At 65.1% G+C, this 17,546-nt stretch carries 15 protein-coding genes; 3 read left to right on the top strand and 12 right to left on the bottom strand.

Annotation, left to right across the window (positions count from 1 at the left end; translation table 11 throughout):
* Nucleotides 1-7: 7 nt before the first annotated feature.
* The 11 genes from A8950_RS17545 to A8950_RS17495 all read right to left on the bottom strand — a co-directional run bounded on the left by A8950_RS17545 (nt 8) and on the right by A8950_RS17495 (nt 11,490).
* On the bottom strand, nt 8-781 hold the full coding sequence (locus A8950_RS17545) for an ABC transporter ATP-binding protein (RefSeq protein WP_133614983.1): 774 nt from the start codon (nt 779-781) through the stop codon (nt 8-10).
* Nucleotides 778-1,569: an MlaE family ABC transporter permease gene (locus A8950_RS17540; RefSeq protein WP_243735690.1), complete on the bottom strand. Its 792-nt coding sequence runs from the start codon at nt 1,567-1,569 to the stop codon at nt 778-780. Before A8950_RS17540 ends, A8950_RS17545 begins: the two co-directional genes overlap by 4 nt.
* 3 nt (nt 1,570-1,572) lie before the next feature.
* Complete coding sequence (gene alr, locus A8950_RS17535; protein WP_133614982.1) at nt 1,573-2,703, bottom strand: alanine racemase; 1,131 nt, start codon at nt 2,701-2,703, stop codon at nt 1,573-1,575.
* A gap of 8 nt (nt 2,704-2,711) precedes the next feature.
* Complete coding sequence (locus A8950_RS17530; RefSeq protein WP_133614981.1) at nt 2,712-4,199, bottom strand: replicative DNA helicase; 1,488 nt, start codon at nt 4,197-4,199, stop codon at nt 2,712-2,714.
* Nucleotides 4,200-4,457: 258 nt separating this feature from the next.
* Nucleotides 4,458-5,543 (bottom strand): site-specific DNA-methyltransferase, encoded by a 1,086-nt coding sequence (locus A8950_RS17525; RefSeq protein ID WP_133614980.1) that lies wholly within the window; start codon nt 5,541-5,543, stop codon nt 4,458-4,460.
* An 81-nt stretch (nt 5,544-5,624) separates the two neighbouring features.
* On the bottom strand, nt 5,625-6,248 hold the full coding sequence (locus A8950_RS17520) for a ribonuclease HII (protein WP_133614979.1): 624 nt from the start codon (nt 6,246-6,248) through the stop codon (nt 5,625-5,627).
* 129 nt (nt 6,249-6,377) lie between these two features.
* Nucleotides 6,378-6,713, bottom strand: a complete 336-nt coding sequence (locus A8950_RS17515) for a PepSY domain-containing protein (RefSeq protein WP_133614978.1) — start codon at nt 6,711-6,713, stop codon at nt 6,378-6,380.
* Nucleotides 6,714-6,787: 74 nt separating this feature from the next.
* Nucleotides 6,788-8,020, bottom strand: coding sequence for a PA0069 family radical SAM protein (locus tag A8950_RS17510; RefSeq protein WP_208109922.1), 1,233 nt, complete (start codon nt 8,018-8,020; stop codon nt 6,788-6,790).
* 56 nt (nt 8,021-8,076) lie between these two features.
* Nucleotides 8,077-8,613, bottom strand: coding sequence for a molybdenum cofactor biosynthesis protein B (gene moaB / locus A8950_RS17505; protein ID WP_133614977.1), 537 nt, complete (start codon nt 8,611-8,613; stop codon nt 8,077-8,079).
* A gap of 63 nt (nt 8,614-8,676) precedes the next feature.
* Nucleotides 8,677-10,263 carry a lytic transglycosylase domain-containing protein gene (locus A8950_RS17500; protein ID WP_133614976.1) on the bottom strand — a complete coding sequence of 529 codons (1,587 nt, stop codon included), beginning with the start codon at nt 10,261-10,263 and terminating at the stop codon, nt 8,677-8,679.
* A 306-nt stretch (nt 10,264-10,569) separates the two neighbouring features.
* A complete protein-coding gene (locus A8950_RS17495; protein WP_133614975.1) occupies nt 10,570-11,490 on the bottom strand; it encodes a uracil-DNA glycosylase in 921 nt (306 codons plus the stop codon).
* Nucleotides 11,491-11,727: 237 nt separating this feature from the next.
* Here A8950_RS17495 and A8950_RS17490 point away from each other — a divergent pair, with 237 nt between their 5' ends.
* The 3 genes from A8950_RS17490 (at nt 11,728) to A8950_RS17480 (ending at nt 16,306) form a co-directional block, all read left to right on the top strand.
* On the top strand, nt 11,728-13,380 hold the full coding sequence (locus tag A8950_RS17490) for an electron transfer flavoprotein-ubiquinone oxidoreductase (RefSeq protein WP_133614974.1): 1,653 nt from the start codon (nt 11,728-11,730) through the stop codon (nt 13,378-13,380).
* 268 nt (nt 13,381-13,648) lie between these two features.
* The gene (locus A8950_RS17485; RefSeq protein ID WP_133614973.1) at nt 13,649-15,427 is read left to right on the top strand and encodes a tetratricopeptide repeat protein; all 1,779 of its coding nucleotides are present in this window, start codon (nt 13,649-13,651) and stop codon (nt 15,425-15,427) included.
* A gap of 15 nt (nt 15,428-15,442) precedes the next feature.
* The gene (locus tag A8950_RS17480; protein ID WP_133614972.1) at nt 15,443-16,306 is read left to right on the top strand and encodes a 4-(cytidine 5'-diphospho)-2-C-methyl-D-erythritol kinase; all 864 of its coding nucleotides are present in this window, start codon (nt 15,443-15,445) and stop codon (nt 16,304-16,306) included.
* Nucleotides 16,307-16,313: 7 nt separating this feature from the next.
* On the opposite strand, the gene A8950_RS17475 is transcribed toward A8950_RS17480, so the two are convergent.
* Entirely contained in the window at nt 16,314-17,459 is a 1,146-nt protein-coding gene (locus A8950_RS17475; RefSeq protein WP_133614971.1) for a succinylglutamate desuccinylase/aspartoacylase family protein, read from the bottom strand.
* Nucleotides 17,460-17,546 lie beyond the last annotated feature (87 nt).

Below are 17,546 nucleotides of genomic sequence, written 5' to 3'. Positions count from 1 at the left end.
CGGCGCCTCAGAGCGGCCGCACGGGCATGCGGATGGGCCCTTCCGAGCGGCCCTGGACGAATTGCTCGACATGGGCATTGCCGGTTCGGTCGATGTCGCGGGCGTCGCCCTCCCAGATGATGCGCCCCTCATAGATCATCGCCGCCTTGTCGGCGATGGCGCGGAGCGAATGCATGTCATGGGTGATGGAGAGTGCCGTCGCGCCCAGCGACTTGACGCATTTGACGATGAGTTCGTTGATCACCTGGGCCATGATCGGATCGAGCCCGGTGGTCGGCTCGTCGAAGAAGATGATCTCCGGCTCGGCGGCGATGGCGCGGGCGAGGCTGACGCGCTTCTGCATGCCGCCCGAGAGCTCGGCCGGGAAAAGCTCGCCCACTTCCGGGCCGAGGCCGACGGCGGCCAGCTTGCGCAGCGCCACGTCCTTGGCCGCCTTGCGGCCCATGCCGCGCCCGGCGATGAGGCCGAAGGCCACGTTCTCCCAGACTGGCAGGCTGTCGAACAGGGCCGAGCCCTGGAACAGCATGCCGAACTTGCGCATGATCTCCTCGCGCTCCGAGGCCTTCATGCCGACCACTTCCTGGCCGTCGATCTCGATCGAGCCGGAATCGGGTTCCATGAGGCCGAGGATGCATTTGATCAGCACCGACTTGCCGGTGCCGGAGCCGCCGATCACCACCAGCGATTCCCCGCGCGGCACGTCGAGATCGATGCCGTTGAGGACCTTCTTCGGCCCGAACGACTTGCGCAGATCCCGCACCTTGATCTTGAGATCGCTCATCGCGTGAAGAACAGCCCTGTGATGATGAAATTGGCGGCGAGGATCAGGATCGAGGCCGAGACCACGGCATCGGTGGTCGCCTTGCCGACGCCCTGGGCGCCGCCGCGCGAATGAAAGCCGCTATAGGTGCCCATCAATGCCACGATGAAGCCGAAGGCCGCCGCCTTGACGAGGCCGGAGACGATGTCGATCGTCTCGACGAAATCGACCGTGTTCTTGAGGTAGATCGCCGGGCTGAAATCGAGACGGTAGACGCTGACCAGATAGCCGCCGAAGACGCCGATGATGTCGGCGATAGCAACCAGCACCGGCAGCATCAGGATGGCGGCGATCAGGCGGGGGGCGATCAGGTACTTGAACGGATTGGTCGAGAGGGTCCGGAGCGCGTCGATCTGCTCGGTCACGCGCATGGTGCCGATCTCGGCCGCCATGGCGGCGCCCACGCGCCCCGCCAGCATCAGGCCGGCCAGCACCGGGCCCAGTTCGCGGGTGAGCGAGATGACCACGACATAGGGAATGGTCGATTCGGCATTGAGGCGCGACACCGCGACATAGGTCTGCAGCACCAGCACCATGCCGGTGAAGACCGCAGTCATGCCGACCACCGGCAGGGAATAGAATCCGATCTCGATCATCTGCCTGACGATCAGCCGCGGATAGATCGGCGGCACCAGGCAATGCATGACCGATTGCAGGGTGAAGAGCGCGAGCCGGCCCGCGGATTCGAGGCCGGCGAGGAAGGTCCGCCCGATCGGTTGCAGGATGCGCGTCGCCATCTCGCCAGCCATGCCTCAGCCGCCGCTGTAGCGGCGCTGGAAGCGCGCGCCGAGATTGGTGAGCACCTCGTAGCCGATCGTGCCGGCATCGGCGGCCAACTGGTCGATCGATTGCTGCGGGCCGATGAGGTCGACCAGCGTTCCCGGCGTCGCCGCTTCGGGCGGCAGGTGACCAACATCGATCGTCATGAGATCCATCGAGATGCGCCCCACGATCGGGGCCCGCTGGCCGGCCACGACGACCCAGCCGCGATTACCCAGCGACCTGAAAATCCCATCCGCATATCCGACCCCCAAAGTCGCGATGCGGGTGGGCCCCCGGACTTGATGCGAGGCACCATAGCCAACGGTCATATCCAAGTCAACGTCGCGTAATTGCAGGATTTTTGCCTGCAGACGCAAGGCCGGCCGCAATGGGTTCGGGGCACCCAGGAGCGGGTTGATGCCATAAAGCGAGGCCCCTGGGCGCACCAGGTCGAAATGATAATCCGGCCCCAGGAAGATGCCCGAAGAGGCGGCAAGCGAGACCAGCGGCTTTCGGCCCTGGACCGGCGGCAGCTTGAGGGCCGCCAGCAACTCGCGCAGGGCGGCGAGCTGGCGGCGGTTCATCGGATGCTCCGGGTCGTCGGCACAGGCGAGGTGGCTGAGAACGAGGCCGATATTGCCGGCGCCGATCCGGCGCGGATCCGCGGCGAGCGCGCGGCATTCGCCCAGGGTGAGGCCAAGGCGGTTGAGCCCGGTATCAAGATGCAGCGCAGCCTGGCGGCGCAAGGCGCCGTCGCTTCCGGGTCCCTTCTGGTAGGCCTGCCAGCGGTCGACTTCAGCCAAGGTGTTGAGCACGGGGATGAGGCCGGCGGCGTCGATCTCGCGCTCCGATCCCGGCGGCAAACCGCCGAGGAGATAGATGCGCACCCCGGGCAGCAGGGCCTGGCGGAGTGCCATGCCCTCATCCACCGTCGCCACGAAGAAATCGCTGCAGCCCGCGCGCTTCAGCAGCGGGGCGATGACGGCGGCGCCGAGGCCGTAGGCATCGGCCTTGACCACGGCGCCGGCGACAGCCGGCAGGGCACGACGCGACAGCAGATTGAAATTGGCGAGAACGGCGCCGAGATCGACGCTCAGGAGCGGCGCATAGCTGTCCGGCATGGGCCGCGCTATTCCGTTTGTGCCGGCAGGTAGTCGCTGCGCACCAGGTCGCTGAACCTGGTCAGCATGCCCTCGAATTGCAGCGGCACGGTGCCGATGGGACCATGGCGCTGCTTGGCGATGATGACTTCGGCCACGTTGTGGACGCGCTCCATCTCCCGCAGCCATTCGGACATCTTCTCGGCCTCGTGGTCGCCGGGCTTCTTGCGCTCGTGATAATATTCCTCGCGATAGACGAACATGACGACGTCGGCGTCCTGCTCGATCGAACCCGATTCGCGCAGATCGGCCAATTGCGGGCGCTTGTCGTCGCGCTGCTCGACGGCGCGGGAGAGCTGCGAGAGGGCGATCACCGGGACGTTCAGTTCCTTGGCGATGGCCTTCAAGCCCCGCGTGATCTCGGAGATTTCCTGGACCCGGTTCTCCGAGCCGCGGTTGTTGGCCGAGCGCATCAGCTGCAGATAGTCGATGATGATGAGGTCGAGGCCGTGCTGGCGCTTCAGGCGCCGGGCGCGGGTGCGGAGGGCCGGGATGGTGAGGGCCGGCGTGTCGTCGATGAAGAAGCCGGCCGAGCTCATCTCGGTCGAGGCCTCGACGATGCGGGTGAACTCGTCATCGCCCTTGATGTCGCCGCGGCGGATGCGGTCGGAGGAGACGCCGGATTTTTCCGCCATGATACGCAGCGCCAGCTGTTCCGAGGACATTTCCATCGAGAAGAAGGCGACCTTGTAGCGCGTCCCGGTATCGCCCTCCTTGAAGGCGCTGGCGGCGTTGAAGCCCATATTGGTGGCAAGCGCCGTCTTGCCCATCGAGGGGCGGCCGGCGAGGATGATGAGGTCGGAGGGCTGCAGCCCGCCCAGCTTGCGGTCGATATCGGTCAATCCGGTGGTGACGCCGGTCAGGTGGCTGTCGCGCTTGAACGCAGCCTCGGCCATGTTGAGCGCCGAGATGACGATCGACTTGAAATCCTTCGGCCCGCCCTCCACCTGGCCGGTCTCGGCCAGGGCGAAAAGCTTGGCTTCGGCGGATTCGATCTGCTGCAGCGCCGTCACTTCGGTGTCGTGGATATAGGCCTCGTTGACCGTTGCCTCGCCGAGATCGATCAATTGCCGGCGCAGGTACAGGTCATGGATGGTGCGGCCGTAATCCTCGGCATTGATGACGGTGACGACGGCCTGGGCCAGCTGCACGAGATAGGCGGCGCCGCCGATCTCGGCCAGCGCGCCGTCCTGGTCGAACAGATTCTTCAGCGTCACCGGGTTGGCGATCTGGCCACGCTCGATCAGTTTGGCGATGGCGGCGAAGATGCGCCCGTGCAGCGCGTCGGCGAAATGTTCGGGCCGCAGGAACTCGTTGACCCGGTCGAAGACCAGATTGTTGGCGAGGATGGCGCCGAGGAGCGCCTGCTCGGCCTCGTAATTGACCGGCGGGATCCGCGTCGGCGTGGTGGGACCGCCGCGAATATGGGCAATGTTGTTTGACTGTGTCGATTCCATGGGCGCGACCCTAGCAGGGCACGAAGCAATCCGTGCCTGTGGATAACGTGAATCATGGGATCATAAAAGAATGATTCGAGTCGCGCGCGAAGAAGACGCGTTGCTTCGTCGCAGTTTCTGTTGTCATCCCTCGCGCAGGCGGGGGATCCACAAGTTTATCGCAACAGGTCAGTCACTTGCAGTGAAACTCGTGGATGGCCCGCATGTCGACATTGGTTGACGGGGCGGGCCATGACACAAAAAGCGCTTTGCCGTCGTTCAGTGCAGTTCCGCACGCAGTTGCTGGCGGAAATAGTCGATGGGAATCAACTGGCCCTCGCGCGGCACGCACCAGAACTGCCAGCCATTGCAGGCGGGCGCCCCCTGGACGGCCGCACCCACCTGGTGGATCGAGCCGCGATGGTCGGCGGAGATCAGCGTGCCGTCGGCGCGCACCTTTGCGGTGAAGCGGCCATTGGTCGAGGTCAGCACCGTGCCGGGTTCGAGGAGGCCGCGCTCGATCAGCCAGCCGAAGGGGATGCGCGGCTCCTCGCGCTTCGAGGTGATGCGCAGCACCTCTTCCTCTGGCACCGTCTTCACCTTGGCGATGCGGGCGCGCGCCACCTTGATGTAATTGGGATCGCGCTCGATGCCGATCCAGCGGCGGCCGAGTTTCTTGGCGACGGCACCGGTCGTGCCGCTGCCGAAGAAGGGGTCCAGCACCACGTCGCCCGGCTTGGTCGCCGCCATGATGACGCGGTAGAGCAGCGCCTCCGGTTTCTGGGTGGGATGGCTCTTGGCGCCATCCTCGCCCTTAAGGCGCTCGGCGCCGGAGCAGATCGGAATGAGCCAGTCCGAGCGCATCTGCAGATCGTCGTTCAGCGTCTTCATCGCCTCGTAATTGAACTGGTGGCGGCTCTCGGCCGATTTCGCGCACCAGATCATGGTCTCATGGGCGTTGGTGAAGCGCCGGCCGCGGAAATTCGGCATCGGGTTGGTCTTGCGCCAGATGACATCGTTCAGCATCCAGAAACCGAGATCCTGCAGCTTGGCGCCGACGCGGAAGATGTTGTGATAGGAGCCGATCACCCAGAGCGAGCCGTCATCCTTGAGCACGCGCCGCGCCGCCTTCAGCCAGCCTTCGGTAAAACGGTCATAGGTGGCGAAATCGGCAAACTTGTCCCAATCGTTGTCGACCCCGTCGACCCGCGTATTGTTCGGCCGGTGCAGCTCGCCATTCAACTGTAGATTGTAGGGTGGATCCGCGAAGATCAGGTCGATCGAGCGTTCCGGCAAGGCGTTCAGCACATCGATACTGTCACCGCCGACAATGGAATCCAGCGGCAAGGACGGTGTTTTCGGCATCGGTTTCAAGTTCGGCCCCCATTTCTGATGGGCCGATCCTGAGTCACGCGATTCCGCGTGTCAACGAGAAAGTGATTTGAGTCAACTGGTTATCAGAATGTTCTCAGAAACAGGTCTAAATGTCCGTCGGTGTTGTGGGGTGATGCCATGGGCGCGGATGGCAGCCAAGTGCTCGGGCGTCGGGTAGCCGGCATTGCGTTCCCACCCATATACGGTATGCACGCTGGCCAGCTGACTCATGATCTTGTCCCGCTCCACCTTCGCGAGAATCGAGGCGGCAGCGATGGAGAGACTCTTCTGGTCGCCCTTGACGATACAGGTGCCGGGACAGGGCAGGGCGGGTGGCCGGTTGCCGTCGATGAGGGCATGGGCGGGCGCCAGCGCCAGACCCTCGACGGCGCGGCGCATGGCAAGGTGGGTGGCCTTGAGGATGTTGACGGCATCGATCTCGGCCGGGCTCGCCCCCGCCACGGCAAAGATGGCCACTTCCTGCAAGGCGGCGGCGATATCTTCGCGCGCCCCGGCGCTCAACTTTTTGGAATCATCCAGGCGCTTCTCCAGCGCCTTCGGCAGGCGCGCGGGGTCCAGGATCACGGCGCAGGCAATTACTGGTCCCGCCAAGGGACCCCGCCCGACCTCATCGACGCCGCAGACGAGCTGGCCCTTGGCGAGGCCGGCGGCCATTTCATAAGTCCAGTCGGGCATCGTCTCCGCACGCGGCAGCAAGAATTCAATCGCGCGGCAATTCTGCCGGGACCGCGCCCTTGCCACAATCGGAAAAGCCCCACCTGAATAGCGCGGGATCTACAGGCAGTAGTGCCCTGGACCAATCCCTCAGTTTCCTTCGGTCAACACCAGGCCGTCGGGCGCGAGCACGACATTGACCGGCATGCCGTCCTTGACCGCCGTCGCGTGCCAGAAATTGTCGCAGCCCTTGCTGGTGATAACGACATTGCTGTAGCCGGCGGCCTCGAATTTTCTCTTGGCATCCTCAGGGGTCGAGCTGTCGATCACCTCGCCCTCGGTGCAATTGTTGCCGCTGGGGAGATTGGGCTGTGCATCCTGCGCAAATGCAGGGATCATGGCGGAGAGGATGATGATCGACAGCGCCGCGAGGATGGCAAGGACAATACGGGCGGCGATCAGGCGTTCAAGGATGACGCGGGTCATGCTTCTCTCCCTTTGCTGACGGCACCGGCGGGCCATGGGCCAAACCCCGTTGACGCGACCCGGTTCCGCTCTCCTCAGCCGAACAGGCTGAGCTGGCCGGAATCGCGACCCGAGAGCGGGGCCGGGCGGTCGCCCGGAATGGCGAAGCGGCCGGTATCGATGTCCCATTTATAGCCGTCGAGGCCGTATTTGCGGGCGGCGGTGAGGACGCGGCGGCGAATGAGGGCGGCATAGGGGCCGGTCCCCTTCATGCGGCTGCCGAAATCGGATTTGTAGAGCGCACCGCCATGGCAGTCGCGCACCAGATCCATGATGCGTTTGGCCTTCAGGGGGTGATGCGCCTCCAGCCATTCGGTGAACAGTTCCTTGATCTCCAGCGGCATGCGGAGAACCGTCCAGGAGACGCTGCTGGCTCCCGCCTCGGCGCCTGCCTTGACGATGGCCTCGATCTCGTGATCGGTGAGGGCGGGGATGATCGGCGCCACGGAGATGCCGACCGGCACGCCGGCATTGCTCAAGGTGCGGATCGCCTCCAGCCTTCTCGCCGGCGCCGAGGCGCGCGGCTCCATCACGCGGGCGAGATCGCGATCCAGCGTCGTCACCGAGATATAGACCTTCATCAGCTTTCGCTTGGCCATGTCGGCCAGAAGACCGACGTCGCGCGTGACATTGGCCGATTTCGTGGTGATGCCGGCGGCATGGTTGTAGGCCGAGAGCACTTCCAGGATTTCCCGCGTCAGGCGATAGCGCCGCTCGATCGGCTGGTAGGGGTCGGTATTGGCGCCGAGCGCGATGACGGTTGGGCGATAGCCGGGGCGGCGCAATTCCCGCTCCAGCAATTGCGCGGCATCCGCCTTCATGTAGAGCCTGGTTTCGAAATCGAGACCCGGCGAATGGCCGAGATAGGCGTGGCTCGGCCGCGCGTAGCAATAGATGCAGCCATGCTCGCAGCCGCGATAGGGGTTGATCGACTGGTCGAAGGGAATGTCGGGCGATTGGTTGCGGCTGATGATCGACTTGGCGGAATCGAGCGCGACGCTGGTCCTGAGCGGCGGCAGAGCGTCCTCGTCGGCCGGCTCATTCCTGCCGAGTTTCGCACTGTCGAGCCTCACTGGCGTACCGCGAAAGGTCAGGGCCGCGACCGGGGTTTCCGCTGCGTCGCCCTGCTGCCAGCCGTCATCCTCCAGCGGGCGCTGGCCGCGCTCGAAGCGTCCGGCCTTGTTGGTGACGGCGCCGCGCCCCTTGCGGGCCATCGCCGGCAGGGCGATATCGGGTTCCAACTGGCTGAGGTCACGTTCGTAGCGCATGGCAAAAACCTGCCACGCGAAATGGAACATTTCAAGAACAAAGAATCAGGTGAGAGTCAGCGCCGATGCTCCTGCAGACGCGGCATCAACTCGACCAGGTTGCAGGGGCGGTGGCGGTTGTCGAGCTGCCATTTCAGGATCTCCTCCCAGCCGTCGCGGCAGGCGGAAGGCGAGCCGGGCAGGGCGAAGAGATAGGTGCCGCCGGCGACCCCGCCCACGGCGCGTGACTGGATGGTCGAGGTCTTCACCTTCTGGTAGGAGAGCCAGCGAAAGAGCTCGCCGAAACCGTCGATCTTCTTCTCGAAGACGCGTTCGAAGGCTTCCGGCGTCACGTCGCGGCCGGTCACACCCGTGCCGCCCGTGGAGATGACCACATCGATCGCGGGGTCGGCGATCCATTGCGTCAGCCTGCCGACGATGGCCGGGATATCGTCCTTGACGATAGCCCGGTCGGCAAGGCGGTGGCCGTCGCGGGTCAGCATCTCGACGAGTGCGTCGCCTGACCGGTCATCGGCAGGTCCGCGCGAATCCGAGACCGTCAGAATGGCGATGTTGACGGGAAGAAAGGGGCGCTGCTCGTCGATGCGGGACATGGTCGCTGCCTCGATGTTAAAGCCGCGATCAGTATACAGGCCAGATGCCGGCGGTCGCGAGGATCAGTTCGCCGCAGTCGCCGTGGCGCCGCTCTTCTGGTAGGTGGGCCAGGCGCCGTTGGCGACGGCTTCGAGAGAGCGCTGCGGCTGGCCGAGGCGCGCCTGATAAACCCAATAGGCGGCAATCACGCGTTCGACGAAATTGCGGGTTTCCTGCGAAGGGATGTTCTCGATGAAGAAGAGCGGGTCGTCGCTGCCCTTGATGCTCTTCTTCCACTTGATGAGGTTGCCTGGTCCCGCATTGTAGGAGATCGCCATCAGGAAGAGGTCGCCGCCGACGGAAGGCTCGGCGAGCAGGCGATCGATGTACTTCTCGCCATATTTCAGCGACACCAGCGGATCCTTGAGCGAGGCGGATTCCGGCGCGCCGATGGCCCTGGCCGTGGCCGGCATCAGCTGCATCAGACCGGTAGCGCCGGCGCTCGAGATGGCATTGGGATTGAACCCGGATTCCTGGCGCATAATCGCATAAAGCAGCGCCGGATCGATCTTGAAGCCGCCGGCCGGCTTCCAGGAGGGCAGCGGATAGAGCGCGGAATCGCGCCGCTCGCCACCCTTGATGGCATGCCAGGTGCCGATCTTCAGGGCCAGCGAGGGCAGGCGGTAGGATTGCGAGATCGCGAGCAGCGCGTCGGACAAGCTGCTTCCGGCCTCGCTCTGCAGGATCAGCAATTCCTTCTCGGCCAGATCGGTCTGGCCGATCTGCAGCAGGCCAAGGGCGCGCTGGCCGGTGCGGCTCTGCATCAACTGGTCGCCATGGCCGGTATTCAGTGTCGGCACGCGCCAGTCATAGCTGGGCTCAAGACCGAGGGCGCGCGTGGCAAGATGGCCATAGAAGGTCCGCGGGGCGGCGGCCGCCAGCTTCAGCCATTCGCTGACCTGCTGCGGCTGCTTTGCGCGGACATGGGCGCGCGCCGCCCAATAGGCGGCTGCCGAGCGTTCCCAGTCCGAAAGCGATTTCTGTCCGGCGGCCTTCTCGAACAGCGCGGCAGCGCGCGCGTAATCGCGCTTGCCCCAGGCCGCGAGACCGGCGCGCCAGTTCTGGTCGGTATCCTTGGTGCTCTCGTCCGGCGTGCCGACCCGGGTGATGTCGAATTTCGGCGATTTCAGCGCGCCCTCGCTGGCGCCCTTCTTCAGGGCGAGGCGGTAGATATACTTGGCCTGCGGATGACCCGGATAGGCCGCCATCCATTCGGTCAGTTCCTTGGCCCGACTCTTGTAGCTGGGCGACAGATAGCGGTCCGCCAGAACGTGGCCGAGCAGCAGCGGATCGGTGAGGCTGCCGATCAGGCGGTCGGCGCCGGCGAAATCGCCCGCGGCCTGACGGCGGAAAATCTGGCGATAGCGGTCGGCATCGACCGGATCGAGCGGATTGGGCAGGGCGGCACCCAACATCTCGGGCATGTCGCTGGGCAGCGAGGCGGTGCTGCCATTGCCCAAGGTGGCGGCGCTCAGTTCCTCGGCGGCTTCCTGCGCCGCTGCGGGTTTGATCCCGAGACTCGTACCAGCGACCGGCAGCCCCTGCGTGAACAGGGCCACCAGCGCGGTCGACGCCAGGATCCGGCGCCAGCCGTGTTGCCGAATAATCATCTTCAACCTGTCGCCCCCCTTAAGAGCGAGTGCCCATCGTTCAGTCCCGCGGGCTTCGGCGTCCCATCCTCGCCGAATGTTAACAAGAAGCGTGTTTGCGGGTTCCAGCGTTAGCGTCTGAAACCCAGCCAGTCCAGCAAAAAAACCGTGACCGATCTACAGATATGGTGCCTGGTGGGGCGCGTCCTACAATATATTGATTAAGCGCCTAAAATTTTAGCCGACGTGAAATATCGTCGCGGGGACTTGACGCGGCACAATTTCGTTAATGGGACAGCATTCTTGCCCAAAACACTGCCAGCCCCATCAGGCCGGCATGGCGAGTGCGGCCAGCCGCGCCTTTAGCTTGAGCAGATCAGCCCAGGTTTCGCGCTTCTGGGCCGGCTGGCGCAGAAGGAAGGCGGGATGGAAGATCGGCAGGGCTGGGATCGCCCGGGCGAGCCCGTCCGAGCGATAGTCGAACCAGCGCCCACGCAGTCGCGTGATGCCGTCCTGGGTGCCGAGCAGGGTATGGGCAGCACTGGCGCCGACCAGGACCAGGATGGCCGGGTTGATGAGCTCGATATGGCGGCTGACGAAGGGGGCCTGGGCCACCAGTTCCGCCTCGGTCGGCTTGCGGTTGCCCGGTGGCCGCCAGAAACAGGTGTTGGTGATGTAGAAACGGCTGCGGTCGAGGCCGATTGCCGCCAGCATCCGGTCCAGCAACTGGCCGGAGACCCCGACGAATGGTTTGCCGATGCGGTCCTCGTCGGCGCCTGGCGCCTCGCCCACCAGCATCACCCTGGCTTCCGGATTGCCGTCGGCAAACACCAGGTTGGTCGCCCGCTGGCGCAGGGCGGCAAGCCCGTCGAAGGCAAGGAGGGCGGCGCGCAAGGCGTCGAGATCGGCGGCACTGCGCGCAGCCTCGCGGGCCGATTGGGCCAGTTGGCTTTCACCACCACCCCTGCCAATGCCGGTTCCGGCTGGGATCGACCGTGGCACCCTCGGCTCGGCCTGGCGTGGCGGCGCTGGTTCCCGCATTGTCGCCGGCCGGGGCGCGATCGGGCCGGGGCGATTGCCTTCTGGCCGCGCCGATTCGGAGAAGCGATCCTGCGGCTCATCCGCGATCGCGGCATCCGCCCCGAAGGCGGTATATAAAGAGAGCAGGCGGAGCGCGGCTGCGTCATCCAGGGATGCGGCGTCGGGAATGGACGCGTGAGTGTCGGAAAATGGGCCGTCGCTGCTCATGCGGCAAGGCTAGCATCCGGGGCTTGCCCGGGTCCACAAAAGGGGAGTTTGGCCGACCGGCTGACGCGCCAATCTGCATGCCGTCGATAGCGCCGGCACGGTTGCGTTGATGGGTTCGCCGGTGTAAGCACACGGGCGTTATTTGACAACTGTACAAGTGTACAGCGAGATCGCTGCCAACGGACGCCAGGACCAGCGCTTGGGTGCCGGTCGTCCGTCAGCCTGGGGAGGGATGAGATGGATCGCGAAGTGATGGAATATGACGTGGTGATCGTTGGCGGCGGCCCCGCCGGCTTGAGCGCCGCGATCCGCCTCAAGCAGATGGCGGCCGAATCCGGCAAGGAGGTGTCCGTCGTCGTGATCGAGAAGGGTTCCGAAATCGGCGCCCATATTCTTTCCGGCGCCATCATGGACCCGCGCGCAATTACCGAATTGTTGCCGAACTGGAAGGAAGACGGGGCGCCGCTCAACTGTCCGGTGACCGAGGACCGCTTCCTGTTCCTGACCAATGAGCAGAAATCGATCCGCTTCCCGAATGCGCTGCTGCCGGACAGCCTGCACAACGAAGGCAATTACATCATCAGCCTCGGCAATGTCTGCCGCTGGCTGGCGACCCAGGCGGAAGCGCTGGGCGTCGAGATCTTCCCGGGCTTCGCCGCTGCCGACATCGTTTTCGATGACGAGAAGAAGAAAGTGCTCGGCATCGTCACCGGGGATATGGGCCGCGCCAAGGATGGCAGCGAAAAGGCCGAGTTCCAGCCCGGCATGGCCCTCATGGGCAAGTACACGCTCTTTGCCGAAGGCTGCCGCGGCTCGCTCGGCAAGCGCCTCATCAGCCATTTCCGCCTGGATGACGGCAAGGATGCGCAGAGCTATTCGATCGGCATCAAGGAATTGTGGGACATCGATCCCGCCAAGCACAAGCCGGGCCTGGTCATGCACACCGCCGGCTGGCCGATGGACAATTCGACCTATGGCGGCTCGTTCCTCTATCACGGCGAGAACAACCAGGTGATGGTGGGCTTCGTCATCGGCCTCGGCTACCAGAATCCCTATCTCTATCCGTTCGAGGAATTCCAGCGCTACAAGCACCACCCGGCGGTGGCCGAATTCCTGGAAGGCGGCCGCCGTGTCGCCTATGGTGCCCGCGCCATCGTCACGGGCGGCCTGCAGGCCCTGCCCAAGCTCACCTTCCCCGGCGGCGCCCTCATCGGCGACAATGCCGGCTTTCTCAACGTGCCGCGCATCAAGGGCAGCCATGCCGCGATCAAGACCGGCATGCTGGCCGCGGAGGCGGCCTTCTCGGCCCTGGGTGCCGAGCGCCAGCATGACGAACTTGCCGCCTATCCGGAGGCCTTCGAGAAATCCTGGCTGCACGAGGAACTCTACAAGGCGCGCAACTTCAAGCCCTGGATGAGCAAGGGCCTGCTCCTCGGCACCATCATGGCCGGCATGGATCAGAAGCTGTTCGGCGGCAAGGCGCCCTGGACGCTCCACAACAAGACGCCCGACAACGCCAAGATCAAGAAGAAAGACGGCTTCAAGCCGATCCAGTATCCCAAGCCCGACAACAAGCTGTCCTTCGACCGGCTTTCCTCGGTCTTCCTCTCCTCAACCAACCACGAGGAGGACCAGCCCTGCCACCTGACGCTCAAGGATCCGAAAGTTCCCATCGAGGTCAACCTGGCTCTCTATGACGCGCCGGAACAGCGCTATTGCCCGGCCGGCGTCTACGAGATCATGCGCGAAAGCGATGGCACCAATCCGCGGCTGCAGATCAACGCGCAGAACTGTGTCCACTGCAAGACCTGCGACATCAAGGATCCCACCCAGAACATCAACTGGGTGACGCCGGAGGGCGGCGGCGGACCCAACTATCCGAACATGTAGCTTCGAGAAGGGCGCCCGCGTGGCGCCCTTCGTCTTGGTGGCGCCCTTCGTCCTGGCGGCGCCAGTCGGGGAACGCGGGATCGGCGGGAGCCGGCGAAATGCCACGGCACACTTAGGCGACGGGAATGATTGCGATGGCCGCGACGCCGACGCGCCAGGTCCGGCGCCGCTTATGCCTGTGACAGGCGCCCCTTTCTGGTTCGGGCACTTCCTGCTAAGAGTGGTGTTTGAACACGTCAATTCAACACCTTAAAGGCTGCCGCCGCCCATGAAGATCCGCCTTTCCGTGCCGCGCCTGCGACCCGCCCTGTTCGCACTGGCCCTGCTGCCGGCCATGATCGCCTGCGCCGGCGAGGAACAGGGGCATGGCGCCGCGCGGGCCGAGACGGTCCCCGGCAACGCCCCAGACGCCCAGCCGCAGGAATGGTCCTTGTCCGGCGCCATCCTGGCGGGTCGCCATGCCTTCGAGACCGGCGACGACGCCATGGCGGCAAAACTCTATGGCATGATCCTGAAGGAGACGGATGGCGACCCGGTGACCGCCTCGCGGGCGCTGGCGGCGATGGTCGGCAGCGGCGACTTCGCGTCCGCCGTGGAACTGGCGGCAAAGTTGAAACAGAGCGGTGCGCGCACGCCGCTGGTTCCGCTGGTCGAACTGGCCGATGCCGCGCAGCGCGGCGACTTCAAGGCGGCGCGCGCGGCCCTCTCCGCCTTTGGCAGCGACAATATCAGCCGGGTCGCCAAGCCGATGTTCGGCGCCTGGGTGGCACTGGGCGAAGGCAAGGACGAGGCGGCGGTACTCGCTGAGCTTGACGCGCTCGACGCGGTCAACGGTCTTGGCGGCATTGCCGTCATGCACAGGGCGCTCATCCTCGACCATTTCGGCAAGGGCGCCGAGGCGTTGCCCACCCTGCGCCAGGCGGCGGAATCGGGATATGGCAGTGCCCGCTTCATCGAGCTCTACGTTGACATTCTGCACCGGCAGGGCGACGCGGCGCCAGCGCGCGACTACCTGACCAGGTTGTCGGCAGATGAATCCGGCATAGCTGCCGCGATCAGCGACCCGTTGCTCGAGCGCATTGCCCAGCCGGCACCCAAGGGGCCGGTGGTAGAGGACGCACGCCGCGGCCTGGCTGTCGCCATGTTCGATCTCGGCTCGCTGCTGAGTTCCGAGAACGTCAATGAGCAGGCCAAGATCCTGGCGCGGCTGTCCCTCGAGCTCAAGGACGATCTCGACATTGCGCGCCTGCTGCTCGGCAATCTGATGCAGGAGGGTGAGCGCTGGCAGGATGCGATCGCGATGTATCGCAGCATCCCGGCCGGATCGATCTATCGCTGGTCGGCCGAGATTTCCGTGGCCGACTGCCAGCAGAAGCTGAAGGATACCGACGGCGCCATAGCGACCCTGGAGGGACTGGTTGCCGCGCGGCCCAACCGGATGGAGGCAATCGTCGAGCTGGGCGATCTTTATCGTCGTGACCAGCGTTTCACGGAAGCGATCGCCACCTACGACCGGGTCATCGCAGGCATCAAGGAGCCGGCAACCCGCGACTGGACCCTGTTCTATGCACGCGGCGTCGCCCATGAGCGCGCCAAGCAATGGGAAAAGGCCGAGCCGGATTTCCTGAAAGCGCTGGATCTGTCGCCGGACCAGCCCTATGTGCTCAATTACCTGGCCTATTCCTGGGTCGAGCGGCGCGAGCGCCTCGACGAGGCGCTCGACATGCTGCACCGCGCGGTCGACCAGCGACCGGAAGAAGGCTTTATCGTCGATTCCCTCGGCTGGGCCTATTACCAGCTCGGCGATTTCGAGCAGGCGGTGACCTATCTCGAACGCGCGGTCGAATTGCAGCCGACGGATCCCGTGCTCAATGATCACCTGGGCGACGCCTATTGGCGCGTGGGCCGCAAGAACGAGGCGCGCTTCCAGTGGCATCGCGCCCTCTCTTTCGAACCGGAAGCGGATCTGGTGAAGCCGATCGAGGACAAGCTGGAGAACGGGTTGGGCGCCGCCGAGACGCCCGCCGCCCCGGCCACCGGCAACTGAGCGGGCCGGCTGGTCATGAGCAGGTTCGAGTGCGCGCCAGCGCGCGCCAAGATCAACCTCTTTCTTCATGTAGTCGGGCGGCGGCCGGACGGCTACCACCTGCTCGACATGCTGGTCGTGTTCGCCGAGATCGGCGACGAGATTCGCGTGGCGCCGGCCGACGACCTCTCGCTCGTGATCGATGGCCCCTTCGGCGCGGGCTTGAGTGCTGGTTCCGACAATCTGGTGCTGCGCGCGGCTGCAGGATTGCGCCAGCTTGCCGGCACGACGCAGGGCGCCAGCATTTCCCTCACCAAGATCCTGCCGCTGGCCTCGGGTATTGGTGGCGGTTCTGCCGACGCGGCGGCGACCCTCATTGCGCTGATGCGACTCTGGCAGGTGACGCCCGACCGGCGGGCGCTGTTCGATCTCGCCGCCTCGCTCGGTGCCGACGTGCCGGTCTGCCTCGACGGTCGTGCCAGCCTGGTCAGCGGCATCGGCGAGATCATCGAGCCGCTGCCGCCGCTGCCAGAAGCCTGGCTGCTGCTGGTCAACCCGCTGGTCGAAACGCCGACCCCCGCCGTGTTCAAGGCACGTGCGGGCGCGTTTTCGGCCAAGGCGGATTGGCTGGAACGGCCGCGCGATGCGCACGAACTGGCGGCAGCGTTGGCGTCAAGGCGCAACGATCTGGCCGAACCCGCCACCCGGCTGGCGCCGGTGGTCGGCGACGTGCTTGCCGCGCTCGCGGCGACACCGGATTGCCTGCTGGCGCGACTCTCCGGCAGCGGCGCCACTTGCTTCGGTCTCTTCGAGAACGAAGTCGCAGCGCTTGGTGCTCGCAATGCCGTGCTGCGGCATCGGCCCGATTGGTGGGCGGTCGCGACGCGGATGGCGACCTGACGTTTACCTAGTCACTGAGCAGCGCGCCGGCCCTGCGGTGTGCCAGGGCTTCGGCGCCGACGATCATCGAAATGCCTTCGCCGGGGGCCACCAGTTTCCTGAGGCAGCGCGACAGCACCAGGCCGTCATTGACGGCGCGCACCGGTGTCCGCGCCTGTGCGTGGCTGTCGGCCAGGGGATCGACGATTTCGGCGATGAGGTCGCCACGCTTCACGCTGGCCCCCAGTTCGACCTTGTAGGCGAGAATTCCGGCCTTTGGCGCACGCACGATATCGGTAGCTGCGAGATCGGTGCCGGCGCATTGCAGCGCCGGTGCCGGGCCTGGGTCGCCGGCGATGACGCCATGGCGCTGCAGGAAGCGATAAAGACCGACGGCATCCTTTTCCGCAAGCTCGTCGAAGACATCGGCCTGGCCGCGGAATTCGACCGTGGTGGCAAAGCAGGCGGAAGGGATCGGAAATTTTTCCCCGACCGCCGCCGCCATCTTGGTCCAGGGCAGCGAAAAGGTCTCGTCAAAGGAATTGGCCTCGGAATCGACACAGAGGAGCGAGGCGCGCGCCCCGAGTTCAGCCGCGAGATCCTGAAATTCGGGCCAGTGCACCGGCTGCATGTAGACATGCATCAAGGCCTCGTCGTCGCAATGCAGGTCCAGCACCATGTCGGAATCATAGGCGAGCCGGGCGAGCGATGCCTTCAGGCAGGCAAGTTCGGTATCCATCGGCAGGCGGGCGATACGGGCGCCGATTGCCGCACGGATGGCAGCCACATTGGCGGCCGGATCCGGCCCCAGCTTCGGCTCTGCCAGGTCGCGCACACCCTCGAAGAGATCCGGCCAGTGCCGGTTGAAATTGCCGCCGCCGCGCAACTCATAGCGGCCGCTATGGCTGCCATTGATGATCTGGCCGAGGCCGATCGGATTGGCGACAGGTACCAGCACGATCTCGCCGACGATCTCGCCGCGCGCCTCTGCGGCGTCGAGCAACCCCATCAGATGATGGGCCGCCAGCATGCCCGGAATTTCGTCCGAGTGGATCGAGGCCTGCAGGTAGGCCTTCGGCCGCGCGCCCTTCGTGCCGTAGCGATGGACCTTGAGGAAGCGCTCGGTGCCGGGGCTCATGCTGTTGAGGGAAATGCGCTCGATCGATTTTGCCATGGTTGTCCACTCCTGGGCGTTCGGGCGGCATTGGGCCCATCGCCCCCGATGCTGTCAAGGTTCGGAAAGGCCCCTTGTCCCGGCGCC

Origin of the sequence: Dongia mobilis (genome assembly GCF_004363235.1) — a bacterium.
GTDB classification, from domain to species: domain Bacteria; phylum Pseudomonadota; class Alphaproteobacteria; order Dongiales; family Dongiaceae; genus Dongia; species Dongia mobilis.
Note: the sequence above shows the minus strand (reverse complement) of the source record. Positions and strands in the feature narration are given on the sequence as shown.